Consider the following 20,965-nt stretch of genomic DNA (forward strand, 5'->3'; position numbering starts at 1 on the left):
TTACACCTCACATTGGGTATAATTAGTAATGATTTGCAGTAACCGCTCACTCGCTTCTCTCGTTTTTACGGCAACGCGATAGTATCCTGCCGAAAGTCCGCGATAATTATCGCAGTTTCGTATCATTATGCCGTGCTCCGCGAGTTTCTCGTGCAGTCCGGTATCGTTTGAACGGAACAGCAGGAAGTTGGCCTCGCCCGGAAAGACGGTCAGTCCGCAGGCTGCAAGTCCGTCGGATAAGAACCTGCGTTCCTCGGCAATGCGTTTGACGGTTTCGATGGCCCAGTCCGGCTCGTTTGCCGCCGCGACGGCGCACGCCTGCGCGATGACCGACACGTTCCACGGCTGTCCGGCATGGTACAATTTCTCAATCAGCGCCGCGTCCGCCGTCATGCACCAGCCGAAGCGCACACCGGGTACGGCGTACATTTTCGTGTACGCGCGCAGGATGATCAGGCCGGGATCGGATCCCAGCAGGTCTTTCAGTGTGTGCTGCGCGGCGTCCTCCAGAAAGTCGTTGAAGCACTCATCCACAACCGGTTTTACGCCGTTTTCTGTACATTTCCGAACGATTTCCCGCAGGAGCTCCGGCTTAACGGTTCGCCCGGTCGGGTTGTTCGGATTGCAGAGATAAACCGCATCCAAATCCGGTGAAATCTCGTCTAAAATGCGCTCTGTGAGCGCAAAACCGTCCGTTTCCCGCAGATTATGCACCCGAATCTCCGCACCTGAGAGCGTGCGCTCGTACTCCGCAAAGGTCGGTGCGGTGAGAAGTACCTTGCGCGGTTTCAGCACCGCCGCCAATCGGTCGAGCACATCCGCCGCACCGTTGCCGCAGTACAGAAAATCCGGATTGACGCCTTCTCTCGCACCAATCGCCTGCCGCGCGGCGCGGCAAAACGGGTCGGGATACTGCGTGCAGTTATCCACAGCCCTGTGCATGGCCGCGCGTACCGCGTCCGGTATGCCGAACGGATTGATGTTCGCGGACAGGTCGAGCGGCGCGAAGCCGTGGCGGTCGATGTAGGTTTGGATGTCGCCGCCGTGGACATAATTAAGCATTTTTTCATCCTTTCAAATGCGAGTTTTCTCTCCCGCATAGCATCCTAACTTTTTACGATCAGGCGGATTACACAGCACAGCACCAGCGCAAACACGCTTGCCGCCGTCATCAGATCGACCGCTGCGAGAATATCCGTGCGGTCTACACGGCGCATCGGATCACCGAAGGCGGCTTTTTTAACGATTTTGCCGAAGTAGCTGGCATCGCCGCCGAGCTGGATGTGCAGCGCGCCCGCGCACACAGACTCGGTCTGACCGGCGTTCGGACTCTTGTGTTTGCTGCGGTCACGACGGTAAATCCGCAGCGCGTTTCGGTTATCGAGGTGCAGCATGCCGGCACCGGCGATCATACACAGTGCGGACAGTCTGGCAGGGATAAAGTTGAAAAAATCGTCCATTTTTGCCGAGAATTTGCCGAAATATTCGTATTTATCGTTATGATAGCCGACCATGGAATCCAGCGTGTTGACCGCCTTGTACAGCATGCCGAGCGGCGCTCCGCCGATGAGCATGAACACGAGCGGCGAGACCACACCGTCCGTCAGGTTTTCAGCCACGGTCTCGACAGCGGCCTTGATAACGCCCTCCTCGGACAGCTCTGCGGTGTCGCGGCCGACGTACCACGCGATGGCCTTGCGGCCCTCCTCGAGCGACTGCTTGATCGCGCCGTAGACATGATAACCGGCGTCCGCAAGGCTTTTTCGTGCGAAAATCATCCAGCAGAGCAGCGTTTCGGCGGCAAAACCGAGCCAGAAGTTCACATGATACAGCCAGCGCAAAAGGAAAAACGGCACGGCAAAGCTCACGCCGCAGGTGATGAGCCAGAGTAAAATTCCAGCGAATGTCAGTGACGCAGGCGTTGCGGGAAAGATGCGGCGCAGAACTTTTTCGGTTCCTGAGATGAGTTTTCCCACCGCACATACCGGATGCGGCAATTTTTTCGGGTCTCCGAGCAGCCAGTCGAGCGCAAAGCCGAGCAGCACGGCAAGGGTTATCGTCATGGTTTTTCTCCTTTGATGAATTGCGGCACACCTGCGATCACGCGCACGACTGCGTCTGCTTTCTGTGCCAAAGCACAACACAGACGACCAACCGCTTCACGCCAGTTTTCGTCCGCACGGTCGATGGGAACGATGCCGCAGCCGATCTCATCGCAGGTGATAACGTGTCCGCACAGCGTATCTGCGAGTGACAGCGGGTCTTTGTCTTCCTTCAGCATTTTCCGCACGATTTCGTGCAGATTTTCAATTCTCGGCAGGTCTGCATACAGGTTTTCGGCAACTTTTCGTTTCCCCTGATATGCCCCGCCAATGATGAGCACGGTCATAAAATCAGTCCTCCAATCGCTGCTGCCGCAAGCGTGATCAATTCCGACAGCGAGATGCAGAATCCCGCCAGGTCTCCGGTTACACCGCCGAACACGCGGCGGCTTATGTGCTCATGCACAGCATACCACGCAACGAGCACGATAACGAGCACTTTCGCCGCAGCAAGCGCGTGCGGTACGCGGTATATCCACAATCCGAGAAGCACCGCAAACAGAACAAATTCAGCAATTAACATGTGCGATACCGCGCGTTTATCGCTGTTTTCCGCAAAGATATGTGCAAGTCCGCTGTCTTTCGCGCACGGTGACGCAACCACCTTGCGGCCGCCCATTGCCCGTGCAAAAGCAAATCCTGTGCATGCCAGCGGAAGAAGCACAGGCTGGTCGTAAATCTGGGCAAAACACCCGACCTCAGCCAGCAGGAATGCCATCAGCCAGAGCGGCCCAAACGCGCCAACGTGCGGGTCCTTGAGGATGGCCAGCCGCTTTTCCCGGTCGCCGAACGAGCACAGCGCGTCGCAGGTGTCGCACAGGCCGTCCAGATGAATGCCGCCGGACACTGCCAGAGGAATCAGCGCTGCGATCACAGCGTAAAACACGCCTGCCGCGCCGAAATGCACGCAAAATGCGAACCAGAACCACTCTATCGCACCGATCAGCACACCGATGAGCGGCAGGAAGCCAAGTGCCCACCGCATGGTCTGTTTTTCCCAGTTCACCTGCGGAACAGGTATCGCAGAGTACATTGATAACGCGACCAAAAGTCCGCTGATTACACTTTTCACGGCTGTTTTTCCTCCTTTACCGGCAGTAAAATTCCGCATACCGATTCATATACCGCGTCTGCTTTCCCAGTTAATTTCTGGTGCAGTTCTCCCAAAATCCGAATATACTGCATGGTCTCCGGCGGATACGGCACGCCGTCCGCAAAGATTTCGTTGGAAACGATAACCAGCGTTTCACAGTATTTTTGCAGATTATCCACGCCTGCAACAATGCTGTCGAACGCCGATCCTGCACCTGCGCCTTCCGGCGCAAACAGTTCGTTTGCCAGCAGATTACCCAAATCCTCGAGCAAAATTCCGTCGTATTGCCGAGAGAGCCTGAGATTCGCTAAGTCAAGTGTTCTCTCTACCGTAGCGAAGCCCTTTCCCGCACGAAGCGCCCGATGCCGCGCAATCCGCGCCTCTGCGGACTTGCCGAACGGCTGCATGGTCGCCAGATATAATCGGCTCTGTGCTTTTTCACACACCAGCCGTTCCGCGTGCTCCGACTTGCCCGAAGCCGCTCCGCCGGTCACTAAAATCAGCATTTTCGCTCCCCTTTCTGAATTAGACTTGCAATCCGCTCTGATTTTCGATACAATAATTTTATCCGAGTAAGTTGAGGTAAGAAAAAATGGAGCTGCATTACGATATCACCAAACAGGATTTCATTGATTTTAATTTGAATTATTACAACAATAATGCGATTGTTCAACGCAGTATTCGCACCATGAGAATCGCCACTGCGGCTATTGTCATTCTCGGCGGCAGTGCGCTCATGTACTGGCTGCATACGCTCACGCCGGTTTCCATCGCGGTTTACGTTGCGCTCGCTGCCGTCTGCTTCTGGGGTACACCGCGCTATATGCGTCATAAAATGATCAAAAATATCGAGAAAATTCTCAGAAACGCAAAGAACAAGCAGCTTTGCGGACCGAAAACGCTCACGCTGCGTGAAAGCGAATTCGAGCTATCCGGCGAGAACGAAGATACCGTTTACCAGTATTCGGCTGTTCAGCGCACCGCAACCGACGACAAGCATTATTACATTTTTGTTGATGAATTCTCCGCGGTCATCGTGCCGTTCTCAGCGTTTGAAAACGATGCGCAAAAGCAGGAGTTCTACAACAAAATCACCGCAAATATCGCAGATGAAGCCCTGAAATGCTGAAAATCCGAACTGTAAGCACCGAGTTAACGCTCGGTGCTTTTTGCTGCACACAGCATTCCTGTAAAGAATGCAGGCAGATAGCATTTATCGGCGTTACACACAATATTTATGCAAAGAATTTGTGCTATCTGTCAGACAAACAACTACTGTTGCGGCTGATATGCCTCCATTCCAATGTCCGTGAAGCTCACCATTTCCCGATATGGCGCCAGTGCCAGATCCAAAAGCGCCACGCCGGCCGCCGCGCCTGTCCCCTCCCCGAGGTGCATGCCCGCCGTCAGGAACGGCCGCTTGCCGAGTGCATCGAGCAGCAAAATGCTCGCCGGTTCGTCCGATCTGTGCGCTGCGACCATAAAATGCACAGACTGCGGACACAATCGCACGGCGAGAAGCGCCGCCGCGCACGAAATCACGCCATCCAGCACGACCGGAATGCGCTGCGCCGCCGCACCCAGATACAGGCCGCACAGCCCCGCGATATCCAAACCGCCGACCTTGTGCAGCACGTCGATCGAGTCATTCGAGTCGGGTTTGTGAAGCGCCAGCGCCGCCTCGATCACTGCGATTTTCCGCTCCAGACCGGCCGTTGACAGACCCGCTCCGCGTCCTGTGACCGCCGCAGCCGCCGCGCCGGTAAGCGCCGCCGTGACTGCCGCGCTCGTAGTCGTGTTGCCGATGCCCATTTCGCCGCCAATAAGCAGCGAATATCCCTTTTCGGCACACATTTCCGCCATTTTAATGCCGATTTCGACCGCTTCGAGCGCCTCTTTCCGCGTCATGGCAGGCTCATGCGCAAAGTTTGCAGTTCCGCGCCGAACGGCAAATTGCAGCACTTTTTCGCTCTTTATCGGCTGCGCAACACCAATATCGACCGGAAATACGTCCATTCCGAGCTGTTTTGCCATCAGACATACGGTGGACTCGCCGCGGCCCATATTTTCCGCGACCGTGGCTGTCACCTCCTGCCCGCACTGCGTCACGCCCTCGGCGACTACGCCGTTGTCCGCGCAGAAAACAACCGCCGCGCGTCTGGAAATATCCGGCACCGACTGACCGAGAATACCCGCAAGCTGCACAATCGCGTCCTGCAGAAGACCCAGTCCACCGAGCGGCATGGCAATATTTGCAAAACGGTTTCGCGCCGCCGTCATGCTTTTCTCATCCAGCGGCTGAATGGCAGAAATAGTCTGTTCAAGTGTCATTTTCCGCTCCTTTCCGCGCATTTCCGGACAAAATTCGCTGCAATTTCAGTTTTCGCACGGAAATACAAATGCGGAAATCCTGCATAGAGCGTGTCCGACGCAAAGCCGCAGTCCCACGCGCGCCCGTTTGGCTTGACCGCGCGAAAATCTGTGCCATTATCCACAGCCTGTGCATAATGGAACTCGTGCACAGGAAATTGTCCACCGGCTTCGCACAGCAGGTTATCACTGTTTGCCGTGAGCGTGACATAGCCGAACGGCTGCAGCCTGTGCGTCATGTGCGCCGAAGTCGGCAGCACGCCTGCCATTGCCGCGCCGTCGAGCGACTGCAGCAGATAAAGAAATCCGCCGCATTCTGCAACTGTCGGCAAACCGTTTAGAATCGCTGCTTTGATAGAATCTCGCATAATTTTATTCTCTGAAAGCTGTTTTTCGTACAATTCCGGATATCCGCCGCCAAGGTACAGACCGTCGATATTCTCCGGCAGTCGCTCGTCTGTGAGCGGCGAAAACGGCACAAGCTCTGCCCCGAGTTCATGCAGCACATCGAAGTTATCCTCGTAATAGAAGCAGAATGCGCGGTCCTTCGCTACCGCGATCCGCACCGGAAAATCGATCACACGAGCGAGCGGCATGTGCGTATCGGTCAGCGGTTTCGCCGTCTGTGCTAATGCACACAACGCGTGGAGGTCAATGCCTTCCTCTGCCGCATCCGCGAGCCGATCAATTTTCTCACGCAGATCGGACAGCTCGTCTGCCGTCACCAGACCAAGGTGGCGATCAGGTATTTCGGCCTCCGGAACCGGCGGCAAAAAGCCGAGCACAGGCAGCCCCGCTTTCTCTGCGATTTGTTTGTAAAACGAGTACATTCCCGCCGAAACGCCGTTTAAGATCACTCCTGCGAGCGTATTTTCCGCAAATGTGCGGAACCCGTGAATCTGTGCCGCAAGCGACAGCGACTGCCCCTTAGGCCGCACGATCAACACCGCAGGCGTGCCGGTTGCGCGGGCCAGATGCGCCGCCGAAGCCGTATCCGTCGTACCGGAAACGCCGTCGTAAAAGCCCATGACGCCCTCGATCACGCCGAGACCGTCCGGCTGAATATGCCGCGCAAGCTGACTGCGAATACCGGCCTCGTCCTCGAAAAACAGGTCTAAATTGCGGCTCGGAACGCCCAAAACCGCCGTGTGGAACATCGGGTCGATGTAGTCCGGACCGCACTTGAACGCGCTGAGTTTTACGCCGCGGCACTGCAGCGCCCGCAGAATCGCGGTCGTGACCGTCGTCTTGCCGCAGCCGCTGCCGGTGCCCGCAAGCAGCAGTCTTGGTGCATTATTTTGTGTCATTTGCGGCCCTCCCGGACAGAATAAACACCGGATTGTTCGCAGTCAGCATGGTGTACGCGCCGACCGGCTTGCCGCGCGTGGCTGCCAGCTGTGTGACCTCGATGTCAGAAAACCCCAATTCTTTTAAGACCGTCTGCGCCGCAAACAAGGTCTCGAGCGCAATCGCGTTCACGACCACGCGAACTTCCGGATTTTTCTCCCTGGCAAGTGCCAGAATCTCCCGCATTCTGCCGCCGCTCCCGCCGACGAACACGCAGTCCGGTGCCGGAAGGTTGTCCAGTGCCTCCGGCGCAGGTCCTTCAATGATTTTCACATTGTATCCGCCGAGTTTTATGCGGTTTTCGTGCAAGAGCGCGACCGCTTCCGGCTTTCGCTCGACGGCGTAAATCGTGCCGTCGCTGGCCTTGCGCGCCAGCTCGAGCGTGACCGCGCCGGTGCCCGCACCCACGTCCCAGACCGTGTCGGTCGGTCGGACAGTCAGGCGGTTCACCGACACCCACCGAACCTCTTCCTTGGTCATCGGCACCTTTCCGCGCGTGAGCATTTCATCTCGAATCGGTTCGTTTTTGTTCGCCGCACGCGGGTTTTCGATCAGCAGAACCGCTAAATCCGGGCGCGAAAGCTGCGCAATCTCTGCGGCTGTGCCGTGCACAATCCGCTCATTTTCCGCGCCGAGATTTTCCCCGAGATGAACGGGCAGCGCGCCCAATCCCGCGTCCATAAGGCTGCTGCAAACCGTCTGCGCGTTGTTTTCACCGCCGGTCAGCGCAAATGTTGCCGTATGGTAACTTACGGCACCGAGAATATTTCCTACGCGACCGTGCAGGCTCTTAAAACACAGATTTTCGTAGGAAATGCCGCATTTCGCGCACATATACTGCATGCTTGACAATCCCGGCACGAGTGTTACCCCGCCGTATGGCAGGAGCCGCTCGCGCAGCTTTCCGGCCGCGCTGAAGAATCCTACGTCGCCGGAAACCAACAGCGCCGTGTGCCGGGCATGACCGGAAATTGCCCGCTCAGCCAGCTCTGAGAACGCGCAGACCTCCGCCTTGGGCGACAGCGATGCGAGCCGTTTTGTAGCAAATACTTCCTCTGTGGCTGCAAGCGTGCGGACGGCTTCGCCGGTCAGCGTGTCCGCCGTACCCATGCCTGCGCCGATGATGAAAAATTCCCGCTGGTGCTTTTCGTTCCGTAAACCGAGCAATTCCGTCAAAAATGCCTGCATCTGCGCCTGATTTTTGCCGTTTTCCATACGCGGACGCGCAATGACCAGTACCTTTGCGCCGACCTCCTCGGCTGCCGCGACCTTCTCCGCAAAGCCGCCGGACACGCCGGTATCCTTGGTCACGAGGATTTTTGCGCCGGTCTCGCGCAGCAGCGCCGCGTTCATCGCCTGCGAAAACGGACCTTGCATGGCGATGATGTGCGCGCCCGGGAAGCCGAGTGCGGCGCACTTTTCGAGCACCGAGGCGGTCGGCAGCACGCGCGGGAACAGGCGCGTTTGGAAGTCCTGCACCGCCGTGTATGCTTCCAGTTCTTTACTGCCTGTGGTGAGCAAAACCTTGCCCTCGTGCGCGTTCAGCCAGTCAACTGCGGCGGCTGTGTTCAGCACGATTTCGCAGTTCTGATAAGGCAGGGCAGGCCGCAGCAGACGCTCGTAGCGTGCGCCCGATTTCGCGCAGGCCGCCCGCAGATTGTCGGTCACAGCCGCCGCGTACGGATGCGTTGCGTCGATGAGCAGCGTGTCCGAGGTCAATCGCTTTTCCATCTCCCGCTCATCCAAACGGCCCTCGTGTACCGTGATTCCCGCCATCGGCTCCATCACCGCCGCACCATACTCTGTTGCAACAAAAACCTCCGCCTGCACGTTATTTTTCGACAAAAACCGGCACAAATCATGTCCTTCTGTCGTACCGGAGAAAATCATCAGCTTCATACGCCGCGATACCCCCTCGGCGTGACCATGCGGCCGTCCATCACGCGCGTACGGCTGTTTCCGACAAACACAGTGGTCAGCATATCGACCTGTGTATCACGCAGCTCACCGAGCGTTGTAAGCGTGCAGCTTTCGCCTTCTCGGCCAATGCTGCGCACCAGACCGCAGACGGTTTCCGGCGGCACAATCTCCAGCAGAATATCGCAGGCACGGCGCAGATGGTCGGTGCGTTTTTTGCTCGACGGATTGTACAGCGCGATGCAGAAATCGCCAGCCGCCGCGCCGCGCAGACGCTGCTCAATCTTGTCCCACGGCGTGAGCAGGTCGGACAGGCTGATGCACGCAAAGTCACACGTCAGCGGCGAGCCGAGCACGGCGCCGCCCGAGCAGGCCGCCGTGATGCCCGGAATGACCTCGACCTCGAGGTTCGGCTCGTGCTCGCAAAGCTCGAGCAGCAGGCTCGCCATGCCGTACACACCCGCATCTCCCGAGGACACAACAGCAACCGTTTTGCCCTGTTTTGCCGCCTCAACCGCCGCTTTGCAGCGCAAAACCTCGCGTGTCATGCCGGATTCGATGCGCTCCTTGTCCGAAATGAGGTTCTCGATCAAATCAAGGTACAGGCCGTAGCCTGCCACGCAGTCACATTTTTCCAGAGCACGCACTGCGCGCAGCGTCATCTGCTCCTCGCCGCCCGGCCCGATGCCGATGCAATACAGCTTCATGCTTCACCCTCCCGTTCTTCAAACGTCACGCGCCAGTCCGGCACGGCGACAGCCGCCGTTACACCGTTCTGCGCGAATTTGTGCAAGATAAGTGTGCCGTTCTGTGCCGCGCACACAGCCGCGCGTTCGCACACATTATCGACGCCGACGGTCTGCTGCACGAACGCCGACCGGCTGAATTCGCCTTGTGCGTCCTGCAGCTGCTCGGCCGTGAAGGTACGGAACGGCAGTCCGTGTTTTTCGCAAAACAGCAGCAAACCCGGCTCATTCTGCTTGATATCAATGCTCGCCGCGCCGCAGATCGCCTGCCAGGGCAGTTTTGCCGAGGCAAGCGCCGCCTGAACTGTCTGCTCGATGGCATCCGCGCTCGTGCCCTTGCGGCAGCCAATGCCGAGATATGCAATCCGCGGCACGAGATGCAGCGTGTGTGCAAACGGCTGTGCGTCTGTGCGAAATCCAATCGTAAACCCGCTTTCCGCGTCTTTTTTGAGGTCAATACGGGCGGGCAGCAGCCCGTCTATCAGAAAATCCGAGCGAACGCCCACGGTTTCCCCTCTGAGCAGCGCACCGGATACATATTTAATATGTTCCGGCTCCAGGACTGCACAGCTGTGTGCTTTTGCCCAGGTGTCCACGGCGAACACCTGCCGACCGTCGGTCGCGGTGGTGAGCACCGGCACAGCCTGCAGACCTTCCGCAAGTGTTTTTGCAATCTCGTTGGCGCCGCCCAGATGTCCGGACAGGAGCGGAATCACGAACTTTCCCTGCTCGTCAATGACGATTACCGCCGGATCATAGGCTTTTCCCATCAGATACGGCGCGACGGCCCGCACCGCGATTCCAGTCGCGCCCACGAACACGATCAGGTCGCAATCGACCATCGCCTGCTGCGCAAAGCGCTTAAGGCTCGTGCCCGAGAGCGACGCATCCACCGTCCGCGCGTACCGCTCACACCGGAAATCCGGCAGAAGTTTTACCGCCTTTTGCACAGTCTGTGCGCCGCACAGGGTAAAGGATACAAATTTTGCGTGCTTCATCGGCTTGCCTCACGAAATTCGGTCGTAAAGGTCGGGTCGTACAGCCTGGAGCGCTCGTACTCGGTGCCGAGGAACCCGCCCACCGTGATGAGCGCGGTCTTGGTAATGCCCTCTCGCGCACCGGCTTCGGCGAGGTCTGCGACCGTTGTCCGCACGACCTTTTCGTCCGGCCAGGTGGCCTTGTACACAATAGCCGCAGGCGTATCCGGCGCATATCCGCCCGCGATCAGCCGCTCGGACAGGCGCGCCAGCTGACCCGCCGACAGGAAGATGACCATGGTGGCTCCGTGTGCCGCGAACGACTCGATCTGCTCCTTTTCGGGCACGGGCGTGCGGCCCTCCATACGCGTCAGGATGACCGACTGGCTCACGTTCGGCAGTGTGTACTCGGCTTTGAGTGCCGCTGCCGCGCCGCAGAACGAAGACACGCCCGGACAAACCTCATACGCCAGACCGAGCCTGTCCAGCTCGTCCATCTGCTCTCTATGCGCACCGTACACGCACGGGTCGCCGGTGTGCAGACGCACGACCGTTTTGCCCGCTTTCGCGGCAGGCGCCATCACGGCGATGACCTCCTCGAGCGTCATCTTCGCGCTGTTGTACACCTCGCATCCGTCCTTTTTATAGTCCAAAAGCGCCGGATTGACCAGCGAACCGGCGTAAACGATCACATCTGCCTCGCTCAGCAGACGTGCGCCGCGTACCGTGATCAGGTCGGGCGCCCCCGAGCCTGCACCCACAAAGTAGATCATTCGCTTTGCTCCTTTACCAATATAATAGAGAAATAGCCGCTCGGCTGTTCCAGCTCATCTAAATTTTCGATCAGCCGCTGACCGTCCATGCCGACCCGCTCGATCAGCGCCGCGCTGCCGAGTTCGCCGCGCTGCCGGAGCAGTTCGCGGACCTCCAATACACTCTTTCCGGTCTTCATCAGCACCTTGCTGCCGGAGAGCGCAAGCCCTTCCTCCGCCCTGCCGTGCGTGGCCGGAATGATGTGCAGCATTTCGCCGTCCTCGCACAGGGCGCGGCCCATGGCAGCAGCCGCGGCGCAGAAGGACGGCACGCCGGGCACCAGCTCGGCTGCATAGCCGCGGGCGGCAACACGCTTGTGTACATACCAGTATGTGGAATATATCGTCGGGTCGCCGAGCGTGAGAAACACCACTGTCTTGCCCTCGTCGAGCAGCGCACAGAGCGCATCTGCCGCCGCGTCGTGGCTGGCATTTCGCGCCTGCCTGTCGTGCGTCATCGGCATATCGAACAGCAGGATTGACTTGTCCTGCCCGATGTACGGCGAAGCAATATCCAGTGCGGTCTGTCTGCCGTCGGCGGACTTCGGTGCGGCGACCGCATCGCACTCGCGCAGCAGCCGGATCGCCTTGGCGGTCAGCAGCTCCGGATCGCCCGGACCGACGCCGACTCCATATAAAATACCCTTCATTGCAGTTTCAACCTCTCACAGAGTGTGCGCGCGCCCGCTGACTCGGCCAGCACGCCGTATTTTCCGGTAAACATGATGAATTCCACGCGCGCCTGCCCCTTCATGCGCAGGGCGATGCGGGTTTCCATCTTCCTGCCAATGCGCGACAGGACGGGCTGACGCAGATTCACTTCGTCCAGCAGCTCCACGCACGCGTCCACCGAGATGGCAGCCATCAGTCCTTCGAGTGTTTCGCGCGGTGCGCCGCACAGTGCCGCATGCGCCGTGAAGATCTCCTGCCGTGCGTCTGCGACCGACGAATGCGTGTTCATCACGCCTGCGGCCATCTTGACCAGCTTTCCGGCGTGCCCGACCAGCAGGATCTCGGGATAGCCGCGATAAGCCGCATGGTCGAACGCCTCACCGATGAAGTTGGAGCACTTGACCGCGCGTTCGAGGTCAAGGCCGAGCGTGTCCCGCGCGAAATCCGCGCCGTAGTTGCCCGGGCACAGAAACGCAATGCGCTGTCCCTGCGCGTACAGGCTGTCCAGCTCCAATCGGATGGTGTCCACGAGCGCCTTTTCGCTCATCGGCTCGACAATGCCGCTCGTGCCGAGGATAGAGATGCCGCCGACGATGCCGAGGTGCCCGTTGTAGGTCTGGGCGGCAAGCGCCTCGCCGTCCTTCACCGAAATGGTAACGGAAAAGCCGCCGCCGTATCCGTTCTGCTGTGCGGCACGGTGCACTGCGTCCGCAATCTGCTGCCGCGGACCGGGATTGATCGCCGCTTCTCCGACCGGCATCGCCAGTCCCGGGCGGGTAATTCGTCCGACGCCGGCGCCGCCCTCTATGGTAACGCCCTTTTCGATTCGGCGCACGGAAGCCGTGATGCGGACCCCGTTTGTGATGTCCGGATCGTCGCCCGCGTCCTTGCGGACGGTGCAGACAGCCGCGTTTCCGCTCATATGCGCGTCCTCGACCGGCAGGCAGAAGGTGATGCCGCCCGGCGTGTGCAGGTGAATCTCCGGCGGCGCGATTCCGGTCAGCAGCAGCACAGCCGCCGCCTGCGAGGCCGCCGCCGCGCACGAGCCGGTTGTCCAGCCGCGGCGAAGCGCCTTGCCGCCGCGGTAGGCGGTGAGTTTTTCGTCCGGCATGCGGTGCACCTCCCTGTGAAATGTAATCCAATTTATTATAGCATACGCAGGCTTTTATTTGAAGTGCAAACGCAGGATGTCTTTTCCCTGCCCCAGCTTTCCGGCGTCGGAATTTTTATCATTTTCCGCGGCAGTGCCGCTCTCTCTGCGATTCTTCATGAATTCTTCATCGCATTGTTTTAGTAGGATAACAAAAATTTTTTATAAATTCGCACTTTAATTACCATGTTCTGTAAAATAATAAACTTTTTTAAGTGCGAGGTGAAAAAAGTAAATATTTTACGCAGTATTTTTGTACAAAAAGTCTGTTCAAAATTATCAATTTTCACAATAGTTGTTGATAATATTGATAAATACGCGAGATTTTTTTATTCATTCATCCAAATTGCACAAATACATCTTGACAAAGAATTTGAAAAGTGATAAATTTATCTCACGAAAGGACGAAAGGAGGCTGAGCAGGAAATGAAAAAGGTTATCTGTTCGGAACACGCACCCGCAGCCATCGGCCCGTATGCACAGGCAATTGCAGCAAACGGTATCGTATTTACTTCGGGTCAGCTTCCGATCGATCCCGCAACCGGTGCTTTTCCGGAAGGGATCGCAGCACAGACCAAGCAGTCGCTCACCAATGTAAAGGCAATCCTTGCTGAGGCAGGAACCGGTATGGATCAGGTGATCAAGACTACCGTCTTCCTGAGCGACATGAACAATTTCGGCGCGATGAACGAGGTTTACGCCACCTTCTTCGGTGAAGGCAGCTACCCGGCACGCTCCGCTGTGGAGGTTGCAAGACTTCCCAAGGACGCTCTCGTCGAGATTGAGGTAACCGCTCTCCTGCCGTAAGGCAAACCAAAAAGAAAAGAAAACAGCAAAAAAAGAAAGGTGCTGTCCGCTAAGCAAAGCCGGAACCGGAAAACCGGCTTTGACAACCGGGGTACCTCCAAAACACACAACTGGAGGTAATTTATTATGAGCAAGCAGTATCCGCTGAACGTACCCGCACCGCATCATTTCACTTACGCAGTCCGTGATCTTCCGGAAGTAACCGTTGAGCAGCGTGAGCGCGCTCTTCAGGCTACTCATTACAACGAGTTCGCATTCCCGTCCGGCATGCTGACCGTTGATATGCTGTCCGACTCCGGTACCACTGCAATGACCAATCATCAGTGGGCAAGCCTGTTCCTCGGCGACGAGGCTTACGGCCGCAACACCGGTTATTACGTTCTGCTCGACACCTTCCGCGACATCTTCGAGCGCGGCGGCGAGAAGAACTGGAAGAAGATCATCGACCTCGTTCGCACCGATTGCCGCGACGTTGAGAAGATGATGGACGAAGTTTATCTGTGCGAGTACGAAGGCGGCCTGTTCAATGGCGGCGCAGCTCAGATGGAGCGCCCGAACGCATTTATCATCCAGCAGGGCCGTGCAGCTGAGTCCGTTCTGATGGAAATCGTTCGCAACATCCTTGCTAAGCGTCACCCGGGCAAGAAGTTCACCATTCCGTCGAATGGTCACTTCGACACCACCGAAGGCAACATCAAGCAGATGGGTTCCATTCCGCGTAACCTGTACAACAAGACCCTGCTGTGGGAAGTACCGGAAGGCGGCCGTTACGAGAAGAACCCGTTCAAGGGCAACATGGATATCGAGAAGCTGGAGCAGCTGATTCAGAGCGTAGGTCCGGAGAACGTTCCGCTGATCTTCACCTGCATCACCAACAACCCGGTTTGCGGCCAGGCCGTTTCCATGGGCAACCTGAAGGAAATCAACCGCGTTGCGCATAAGTACAACATCCCGCTGGTATTCGATACCGCTCGCTGGGCTGAGAACGCTTACTTCATCAAGATGAATGAGGAAGGCTACGCTGACAAGTCCATCGCTGAGATCGCTACCGAGATGTTCTCTTACTGCGACGCATTCACCATGTCCGCTAAGAAGGACGGCCACGCTAACATGGGCGGCATGCTGGCATTCCGCGATAAGGGCCTGTTCTGGAAGAACTTCTCCGACTTCAACGAAGACGGCACCGTTAAGACCGATGTTGGCGTTCTGCTGAAGGTTAAGCAGATCTCCTGCTACGGCAACGATTCCTACGGCGGCATGTCCGGCCGTGACATCATGGCTCTGGCAGTTGGCCTGTACGAGTCCTGCGACTTCAACTACATGAACGAGCGTGTTGCTCAGTGTAACTACCTGGCAGAAGGCTTCTACGACGCTGGCGTTAAGGGCGTTGTACTGCCGGCAGGCGGCCACGCTGTATACATCAACATGGATGAGTTCTTCGACGGCAAGCGCGGCCACGACACCTTCGCTGGTGAGGGCTTCAGCCTTGAGCTGATCCGCCGCTACGGCATCCGTGTATCCGAGCTGGGCGACTACTCCATGGAGTATGACCTGAAGACCCCGGAGCAGCAGGCTGAAGTATGTAACGTAGTTCGCTTCGCAATCGACCGCAGCCGTCTGACCAAGGAGCATCTGGACTATGTAATCGCAGCTGTTAAGGCTCTGTACGAGGATCGTGAGAACATTCCGAACATGCGTATTGTTTGGGGTCACAATCTGCCGATGCGTCACTTCCACGCATTCCTGGAGCCGTACCCGAACGAAGAGAAATAATCCCCTGTTCCATCCTTTCGTCAAAGGCGATACCGCATAATTGTATAAATTGTGCGGTATTCCCGCCAATGCTGCAGCAAAGGCGCTGCGGCATTGCATAACAGGAATTTCTCCTGACCTTTTTATAACTTTATAATCAGGGCGTAACCTGTGTCGCGTGGAAAGTGCACAGGAAAGCAAAGAACAAAGGCGTTCTTTTTCCCAGAAAACTAAACATTTTCTGCGGCAAAGAGAACGCCCTTTTTCTATCCATTTACACATTAAAGGGGTGTAAGATAATGAGTAAAGAGCCTAAAAACTTAGAACAGAGAGATGGTTTCCAGAGTAAGTGGGGATTCATTCTGGCATGTATCGGTTCTGCGGTTGGTATGGGCAACATCTGGCGTTTCCCGATCATGGTGCAGAAGTACGGCGGCATGACCTTCCTGCTTCCCTATTTCATCTTTGTAATTTTGATCGGCAGTACCGGCGTTATTGAGGAGTTCGCTCTCGGCCGCCGTGCAGCTGCAGGTCCGGTTGGTGCGTTCGGCATGTGTACCAAGGAGCGCACCGGCAGCGAGAAATCCGGTAAGGCGATCGGTGCAATCCCGATCATCGGTGCATTGATGCTGGCAATCGGCTACACGGTCGTTCTCGGCTGGATCTTCAAGTACACCTTCATGTCCCTCTCCGGCAGCCTGTTCAGCCTCGGCACGGATATGGGCGCTATCGGCGGCACGTTCGGCATGACCGCACCGGAGGCTGAGACCCTTCCCGAAGCCCTCAAGGCAATGGCGTCGGCCGGCTTCTTCGGCATCGGCAACGGCGTATGGCAGATCGTTGCACTGGTAGTTTCCCTTGCCATCATGGTAATGGGCGTTGCAGGCGGCATTGAGAAGGCAAACAAGGTCATGATGCCGGTTCTGTTCGGTCTGTTCCTCGTACTGGCAATCTACATCGGCACTCTGCCCGGCGCATCCGCAGGCTATAAGTACATTCTGACCCTGAATCCGGCTGGTCTGGCTAAGCCCGACCTGTGGGTATTTGCATTCGGTCAGGCGTTCTTCTCCCTGTCCGTTGCAGGCAACGGTTCTGTAATCTACGGTTCCTATCTGTCCAAGAGCGAGGATATCCCGTCCTCCGCACGCAACGTTGCAGTATTTGATACCATCGCAGCTCTGCTGGCAGCAGTCGTTATCATTCCGGCAATGGCAGTTGTTCTGGGCGAAGGCATCAACGACGTAAAGGGCGGCCCCGGCCTGATGTTCGTTTACCTCGTAAACGTATTCAACGCAATGCCTGCCGGCCGTATCATCGGCGCGATCTTCTACATCTGCGTACTGTTCGCAGGCGTATCCTCCATCGTAAACCTGTACGAGGCACCGATCGCCTTCCTGCAGGAGCAGTTCAAGTTCAAGCGTGCAGCAGCCGTTGGCACCATCGGTGTGATTGGTCTGGTCGTTTCCATCGCAATCCAGCCGTGGACCTCTCAGTGGATGGACGTTGTTTCCATTTACATCTGCCCGCTCGGCGCTGCTCTGGCCGGCGTTATGTTCTTCTGGGTACTGGGCAAGGAAAAGGCACTTGCTGCTGTTAACGAAGGCGCTAAGAAGCCGATCGGCAGCTGGTTCTTCCCGCTCGGCAAGTGGGTATACGTTATCTGTGCAGTTCTCGCACTGATCCTCGGCGTTATGTACGGTGGCATCGGCTAATCCCTCAAGCCGTCACCGGTCTTTCAAAAGACGTTCATGGAGTTTATGAATCGTCTGTATCCCCCCTTTTGTCCCTGTCCCCCGTCACTGCTGTGTGACGGGGGACACTGCTTTACAAAAGAGTGGAGTTTGGAGAGTGAAGATCGTGTGATGGTTTAGCTGTTTTTGGGAGGCCACTGGCCTCCCCTACGGTTTGCCATTAGCCTCACCGTAGGGGCGAGCAGTGCTCGCCCACGAACGGGTAAACCACTTCTCTGCTCAATTGCAAAGCAAAACCCCGGCTTTGCCGCACTTGACAAAACCGGGGCTGCTCGGGTATAATATACCCAAGGGATGCTGTTCAGGCAGTCAGACCTTATTCAATCAGGATTTTTAGTCACTGACCGTTCGGGCCTAATCGAGCGGTCAGTGCGCTTTTATACAGAAAAGAGACGAGCCAGGCAGGCTCGTCTCTTTTTATTTTGCATGGAGAAGATTCAGTTAAAGTAAACGATATCTTCCTTCGCCTTTTCGGCGGGTTCTACCGTGATAGCATGCAGCACCGGACCGGGACCGCGGTACTGCGGCAGCTCCTCGACGGTGATGGACGCCGTTACCTTGACCCAGTCACGGTTATGCAGCTGATCGCGGTCGGGATAGCGGCAGAGGAAGCCGAGGAAGGTGACGTCATCCGCGCAGCAGACCATGCCGAAGCGGCCGGGCACGAAGCTGCCGGCGGGCACATCCTTGCCGACGTAGGCCTGGGCAAGAAAGCGGACGGTCTTGCCGTCATACTTCATCGGGTCGCCGGTGGCGTCGATGTACCAGAGACCGTAGTCCTCCGGCTGGATGTCGATGATATCCGCATCCACGTCAAACGGCAGCGGCATATTGCGGGCGTAGTCCTCGGAATTGCCGTTCACGTCATCCAGATAGATTGCCGCACGCGGATTCATCGCCTTGATGTTCTTCTTGTACAGCATGTCCTTCAGCTCATCCGTGCAGCGGTTGAACACAACCAGATCCGCCGTGGTGATATGCTCGAACATCATCGGGCCGATGTTGTTGGAATACAGCTCAAACGTGGTCGCATCGACCGTGGTGACGATCTGGTACAGCTCCCAGCGGGCAGGAAATGCCTGCATCAGCTTTTCCAGCTTCCACATGCCGTTGTACTCAACAAGAATGCGGTCCGGCTGGTATTTCTGCTCCACGCGCTTGAGGATATTCGGCGTCAGACGGTCCTCGGACTCGATCGGCACAAGCGCAGTGCCGTAGTGCAGCAGCCACTTCTCGTCGTATTCCTCGATGCCTTCTTCGCACAGCAGCAGCACCGTGCGCTCGTTCTCGGTAAAGTTCGGGTCCGCGAGAATGTCCTGAATGAACTTGGTCTTGCCACTCTCCAGAAAGCCGGTAAAGACGTATACCGGAATGGGTTCGTTAGCCATATCTGGTTACCTCACTTTTCGTTTACGCCGAACAGAGCAGCGATGCGCTCCTCATCCAGCTCGGAGCCGATGACGCACAGACGGCCGGTGTAATCGGCAGCGCCGCGGCGGATTTCGGGTGCGCCCGGAACATAGTCAAAGTGCAGCCACTCGCCGCCGTCTGCACACGGAACGATGCCTTTTGCACGCAGTACGGTGCCGAGCGTAACATCGCCGAGCGCGGTAAGAGCCGCGTTAAGCTCAGCCTCGGTGTACTTGTGAGTCGTTTCCTTACCCCAGGAGGTGAATACCTCGTCAGCATCGTGATCGTGGTCGTGACCGCAGCAGCAGTGACCGTCGTGGTCGTGATGATGGTGCTCGTGATCATGATCGTGGTGATGCTCATGCTCATGATCGTGATCGTGGCAGCCGCAGGTGCAGTGCTCATCGTGCTCGTGATGATGCTCGTGCTCCTCATGGTCGTGGTCATGCTCGTGCTCATGCTCGTGCTCATCATGCTCGTGGTCATGGTGGTGATGATGATGCTCGTGGTGCGGCTCGTGCGCGATCTCCTCGAGAACCTCCGCAACGAGGTCGCGGCTGCCTTCCATGGTGGAGAGCAGCTGCTCGCCGGTCAGGTCCTTCCACGGGGTGGTGACGATGCGGGCGTGCTCATTCAGGCCGCGCAGCATGGCAACGGTCTCGTCGAGGCGCTTCTCCGGGCACTCAGCCGTGCGGGACAGCAGGATGGCACCGGCATGCGCCACCTGATTCTCGAAAAACTCACCGAAGTTCTTGAGGTACATTTTTGCCTTGAGCGCGTCAACAACGGTTACAAAGCTGTTCAGCTGAACCTCGAGGTGCGCGTTCTGTACCGCAGCGATAACGTCCGACAGCTTGCCGACGCCGGACGGCTCGATCAGGATGCGGTCCGGATGGTACTGGTCCACAACATCGTGCAGCGCCTTGCCGAAGTCGCCAACCAGCGAGCAGCAGATACAGCCTGCGTTCATCTCGTTTACAACAATGCCGGCATCCTTGAGAAAGCCGCCGTCAATGCCGATCTCACCGAACTCGTTCTCGATCAGAACAACCTGCTCACCCTTGAGCGCATCGGCCAGCAGACGCTTGATGAGGGTCGTCTTGCCGGCACCCAGAAAACCGGAAATAATATCAATTTTAGTCATGCTTTGTCGCTCCATTTCTATGCACGGCACAGGGATTCCCGAACCGTACTCAAATTTTTCGAACGCTTATATTATACCACATTTATAGAAAAAAGAAAAGTTATTTAGTTAGCGGACGCTAATCTTTCTGACTGCGCGGAGCGTTTGAGAGCCGTGACGCAACAAAACCCCGGCCCTGTGGCTTGACTAGACCGAGGTTCTGCGGGTATAATATACCCAAGGGATGTTGCTAAGCAATCAGACCCTTCCGTATCATAGTTAAACTAAGATGACCGTTCGGGCCCTACTCCGAGCGGTCATCGTGCTTTTATACAGAATCCGCTTATAGTATAAGCATATCCTGCAGAAAATCTGTCAATCAACCGCCTTTACAGGCGTTTTTTTATTTTTTTGCACAAAAAAATGGAGAACGGAACGCATTTCCCATTCTCCACTTTCCATTCTCAATCTGTATTATTCTCCCATCACCTGAAAGACAATATCCCGCACGCGGTTGCGGGTATCGCACTCCACAAGGGTCAGATTCTGCCACGGGCCGATGGTGATCTCGCCATTCACGAACGGGATAACGATAAACGGGCTGAGCAGCGCCGCCTTGATATGCGACGAGCCGTTATCATCGTGCCAGGTATCGTGGTGGTGATAGTAAATGACGTTTCCCTGCTCATCGCGGTAGGGCGAAAAGACGTCCATCGCCGCCTTGAGGTCATGGTAGACCATGCCCGGCTCAAACTCCAGCGTGGTCAGGCCGGCAACACCGCCGGTGGTAAAGCCGGTGATCGTGCCGGACTTCATGCCGGTCTTGCGGCAGGCGTTCTGCACCGCTGCGCGGAAGTCGTCAGTAACGTCGATCATGCCCATGTGGGCCTTGGTGTGGTAGGTTTTGGTTTCGGTATAAACAGGCATTTGCGATTC

General features: G+C 56.9%; 20 protein-coding genes. 4 read left to right on the forward strand and 16 right to left on the reverse strand.

The features are described 5' to 3' along the window. Genes C7386_RS00740 through C7386_RS00760 form a run of 5 tightly spaced genes read right to left on the reverse strand, consistent with a single transcriptional unit; the run spans nt 1 to nt 3,701 of the window. The gene (locus C7386_RS00740; protein ID WP_116704643.1) at nt 1–1,062 is read right to left on the reverse strand and encodes a pyridoxal phosphate-dependent aminotransferase; all 1,062 of its coding nucleotides are present in this window, start codon (nt 1,060–1,062) and stop codon (nt 1–3) included. A 44-nt stretch (nt 1,063–1,106) separates the two neighbouring features. After that, nucleotides 1,107–2,063, reverse strand: coding sequence for an adenosylcobinamide-phosphate synthase CbiB (gene cbiB / locus C7386_RS00745; protein ID WP_116704644.1), 957 nt, complete (start codon nt 2,061–2,063; stop codon nt 1,107–1,109). Continuing rightward, entirely contained in the window at nt 2,060–2,389 is a 330-nt protein-coding gene (locus C7386_RS00750) for a bifunctional adenosylcobinamide kinase/adenosylcobinamide-phosphate guanylyltransferase (RefSeq protein ID WP_116704645.1), read from the reverse strand. The genes cbiB and C7386_RS00750 overlap by 4 nt, the downstream gene beginning before the upstream one ends. Beyond that, nucleotides 2,386–3,174, reverse strand: coding sequence for an adenosylcobinamide-GDP ribazoletransferase (locus tag C7386_RS00755; protein WP_165815420.1), 789 nt, complete (start codon nt 3,172–3,174; stop codon nt 2,386–2,388). The genes C7386_RS00750 and C7386_RS00755 overlap by 4 nt, the downstream gene beginning before the upstream one ends. Then, nucleotides 3,171–3,701: a bifunctional adenosylcobinamide kinase/adenosylcobinamide-phosphate guanylyltransferase gene (locus tag C7386_RS00760; protein ID WP_116704647.1), complete on the reverse strand. Its 531-nt coding sequence runs from the start codon at nt 3,699–3,701 to the stop codon at nt 3,171–3,173. Before C7386_RS00760 ends, C7386_RS00755 begins: the two co-directional genes overlap by 4 nt. A 182-nt stretch (nt 3,702–3,883) precedes the next feature. Here C7386_RS00760 and C7386_RS00765 point away from each other — a divergent pair, with 182 nt between their 5' ends. After that, the gene (locus C7386_RS00765) at nt 3,884–4,324 is read left to right on the forward strand and encodes a YcxB family protein (protein WP_158578033.1); all 441 of its coding nucleotides are present in this window, start codon (nt 3,884–3,886) and stop codon (nt 4,322–4,324) included. Nucleotides 4,325–4,467: 143 nt separating this feature from the next. Here the strand turns inward: C7386_RS00765 and cobT are convergent, their stop codons facing one another. From cobT to cbiD, 8 genes are read right to left on the reverse strand one after another with little or no spacing between them, the layout of a single operon-like run. Then, nucleotides 4,468–5,526 (reverse strand): nicotinate-nucleotide--dimethylbenzimidazole phosphoribosyltransferase, encoded by a 1,059-nt coding sequence (gene cobT / locus C7386_RS00770; protein WP_110435172.1) that lies wholly within the window; start codon nt 5,524–5,526, stop codon nt 4,468–4,470. After that, nucleotides 5,523–6,872 (reverse strand): cobyrinic acid a,c-diamide synthase CobB, encoded by a 1,350-nt coding sequence (locus C7386_RS00775; RefSeq protein ID WP_110435173.1) that lies wholly within the window; start codon nt 6,870–6,872, stop codon nt 5,523–5,525. Before C7386_RS00775 ends, cobT begins: the two co-directional genes overlap by 4 nt. After that, nucleotides 6,859–8,811, reverse strand: coding sequence for a precorrin-6A reductase (gene cobK / locus C7386_RS00780; RefSeq protein WP_110435174.1), 1,953 nt, complete (start codon nt 8,809–8,811; stop codon nt 6,859–6,861). The genes C7386_RS00775 and cobK overlap by 14 nt, the downstream gene beginning before the upstream one ends. Next, nucleotides 8,808–9,536 (reverse strand): precorrin-3B C(17)-methyltransferase, encoded by a 729-nt coding sequence (cobJ, locus tag C7386_RS00785; RefSeq protein WP_116704649.1) that lies wholly within the window; start codon nt 9,534–9,536, stop codon nt 8,808–8,810. Before cobJ ends, cobK begins: the two co-directional genes overlap by 4 nt. Beyond that, the gene (locus C7386_RS00790; protein ID WP_116704650.1) at nt 9,533–10,573 is read right to left on the reverse strand and encodes a cobalt-precorrin 5A hydrolase; all 1,041 of its coding nucleotides are present in this window, start codon (nt 10,571–10,573) and stop codon (nt 9,533–9,535) included. Before C7386_RS00790 ends, cobJ begins: the two co-directional genes overlap by 4 nt. After that, nucleotides 10,570–11,325 (reverse strand): precorrin-4 C(11)-methyltransferase, encoded by a 756-nt coding sequence (gene cobM, locus C7386_RS00795; RefSeq protein WP_116704651.1) that lies wholly within the window; start codon nt 11,323–11,325, stop codon nt 10,570–10,572. The genes C7386_RS00790 and cobM overlap by 4 nt, the downstream gene beginning before the upstream one ends. Beyond that, a complete protein-coding gene (cobI, locus tag C7386_RS00800) occupies nt 11,322–12,014 on the reverse strand; it encodes a precorrin-2 C(20)-methyltransferase (protein WP_116704652.1) in 693 nt (230 codons plus the stop codon). Before cobI ends, cobM begins: the two co-directional genes overlap by 4 nt. Continuing rightward, entirely contained in the window at nt 12,011–13,147 is a 1,137-nt protein-coding gene (gene cbiD / locus C7386_RS00805) for a cobalt-precorrin-5B (C(1))-methyltransferase CbiD (RefSeq protein WP_116704653.1), read from the reverse strand. Before cbiD ends, cobI begins: the two co-directional genes overlap by 4 nt. A 465-nt stretch (nt 13,148–13,612) precedes the next feature. On the opposite strand from cbiD, the gene C7386_RS00810 reads away from it, so the two are divergent. The 3 genes from C7386_RS00810 (at nt 13,613) to C7386_RS00820 (ending at nt 17,457) form a co-directional block, all read left to right on the forward strand. Continuing rightward, complete coding sequence (locus C7386_RS00810) at nt 13,613–13,993, forward strand: RidA family protein (protein ID WP_110435180.1); 381 nt, start codon at nt 13,613–13,615, stop codon at nt 13,991–13,993. A 126-nt stretch (nt 13,994–14,119) separates the two neighbouring features. Next, on the forward strand, nt 14,120–15,766 hold the full coding sequence (locus C7386_RS00815) for a tryptophanase (protein ID WP_110435181.1): 1,647 nt from the start codon (nt 14,120–14,122) through the stop codon (nt 15,764–15,766). A 278-nt stretch (nt 15,767–16,044) separates the two neighbouring features. Then, entirely contained in the window at nt 16,045–17,457 is a 1,413-nt protein-coding gene (locus C7386_RS00820; RefSeq protein ID WP_116704654.1) for a sodium-dependent transporter, read from the forward strand. 476 nt (nt 17,458–17,933) lie between these two features. Here the strand turns inward: C7386_RS00820 and C7386_RS00825 are convergent, their stop codons facing one another. The 3 genes from C7386_RS00825 to C7386_RS00835 all read right to left on the reverse strand — a co-directional run bounded on the left by C7386_RS00825 (nt 17,934) and on the right by C7386_RS00835 (nt 20,956). Next, complete coding sequence (locus tag C7386_RS00825; RefSeq protein WP_116704655.1) at nt 17,934–18,884, reverse strand: TIGR03943 family putative permease subunit; 951 nt, start codon at nt 18,882–18,884, stop codon at nt 17,934–17,936. An 11-nt stretch (nt 18,885–18,895) separates the two neighbouring features. After that, nucleotides 18,896–20,050: a CobW family GTP-binding protein gene (locus tag C7386_RS00830; RefSeq protein ID WP_110435184.1), complete on the reverse strand. Its 1,155-nt coding sequence runs from the start codon at nt 20,048–20,050 to the stop codon at nt 18,896–18,898. Nucleotides 20,051–20,503: 453 nt separating this feature from the next. Further along, entirely contained in the window at nt 20,504–20,956 is a 453-nt protein-coding gene (locus C7386_RS00835; protein WP_116704656.1) for a YjbQ family protein, read from the reverse strand. Nucleotides 20,957–20,965: the final 9 nt, after the last annotated feature.

Origin of the sequence: Agathobaculum butyriciproducens, from assembly GCA_003096535.1 — a bacterium.
In the GTDB taxonomy this organism is placed as follows: Bacteria; Bacillota; Clostridia; order Oscillospirales; family Butyricicoccaceae; genus Agathobaculum; species Agathobaculum butyriciproducens.

Excerpts from the sequence above, each read along its gene's own strand:
- cobT (WP_110435172.1), bottom strand. The coding sequence starts at position 5,526 with ATGACACTTGAACAGACTATTTCTGCCATTCAGCCGCTGGATGAGAAA.
- cobI (WP_116704652.1), bottom strand. The coding sequence starts at position 12,014 with ATGAAGGGTATTTTATATGGAGTCGGCGTCGGTCCGGGCGATCCGGAG.
- C7386_RS00825 (WP_116704655.1), bottom strand. The coding sequence starts at position 18,884 with ATGGCTAACGAACCCATTCCGGTATACGTCTTTACCGGCTTTCTGGAG.
- cbiD (WP_116704653.1), bottom strand. The coding sequence starts at position 13,147 with ATGCCGGACGAAAAACTCACCGCCTACCGCGGCGGCAAGGCGCTTCGC.
- C7386_RS00775 (WP_110435173.1), bottom strand. The coding sequence starts at position 6,872 with ATGACACAAAATAATGCACCAAGACTGCTGCTTGCGGGCACCGGCAGC.
- cobM (WP_116704651.1), bottom strand. The coding sequence starts at position 11,325 with ATGATCTACTTTGTGGGTGCAGGCTCGGGGGCGCCCGACCTGATCACG.
- C7386_RS00810 (WP_110435180.1), top strand. The coding sequence starts at position 13,613 with ATGAAAAAGGTTATCTGTTCGGAACACGCACCCGCAGCCATCGGCCCG.
- C7386_RS00760 (WP_116704647.1), bottom strand. The coding sequence starts at position 3,701 with ATGCTGATTTTAGTGACCGGCGGAGCGGCTTCGGGCAAGTCGGAGCAC.
- cbiB (WP_116704644.1), bottom strand. The coding sequence starts at position 2,063 with ATGACGATAACCCTTGCCGTGCTGCTCGGCTTTGCGCTCGACTGGCTG.
- C7386_RS00765 (WP_158578033.1), top strand. The coding sequence starts at position 3,884 with ATGAGAATCGCCACTGCGGCTATTGTCATTCTCGGCGGCAGTGCGCTC.
- C7386_RS00815 (WP_110435181.1), top strand. The coding sequence starts at position 14,120 with ATGAGCAAGCAGTATCCGCTGAACGTACCCGCACCGCATCATTTCACT.
- C7386_RS00820 (WP_116704654.1), top strand. The coding sequence starts at position 16,045 with ATGAGTAAAGAGCCTAAAAACTTAGAACAGAGAGATGGTTTCCAGAGT.
- C7386_RS00835 (WP_116704656.1), bottom strand. The coding sequence starts at position 20,956 with ATGCCTGTTTATACCGAAACCAAAACCTACCACACCAAGGCCCACATG.
- C7386_RS00740 (WP_116704643.1), bottom strand. The coding sequence starts at position 1,062 with ATGCTTAATTATGTCCACGGCGGCGACATCCAAACCTACATCGACCGC.
- C7386_RS00750 (WP_116704645.1), bottom strand. The coding sequence starts at position 2,389 with ATGACCGTGCTCATCATTGGCGGGGCATATCAGGGGAAACGAAAAGTT.
- C7386_RS00790 (WP_116704650.1), bottom strand. The coding sequence starts at position 10,573 with ATGAAGCACGCAAAATTTGTATCCTTTACCCTGTGCGGCGCACAGACT.
- cobJ (WP_116704649.1), bottom strand. The coding sequence starts at position 9,536 with ATGAAGCTGTATTGCATCGGCATCGGGCCGGGCGGCGAGGAGCAGATG.
- cobK (WP_110435174.1), bottom strand. The coding sequence starts at position 8,811 with ATGAAGCTGATGATTTTCTCCGGTACGACAGAAGGACATGATTTGTGC.
- C7386_RS00830 (WP_110435184.1), bottom strand. The coding sequence starts at position 20,050 with ATGACTAAAATTGATATTATTTCCGGTTTTCTGGGTGCCGGCAAGACG.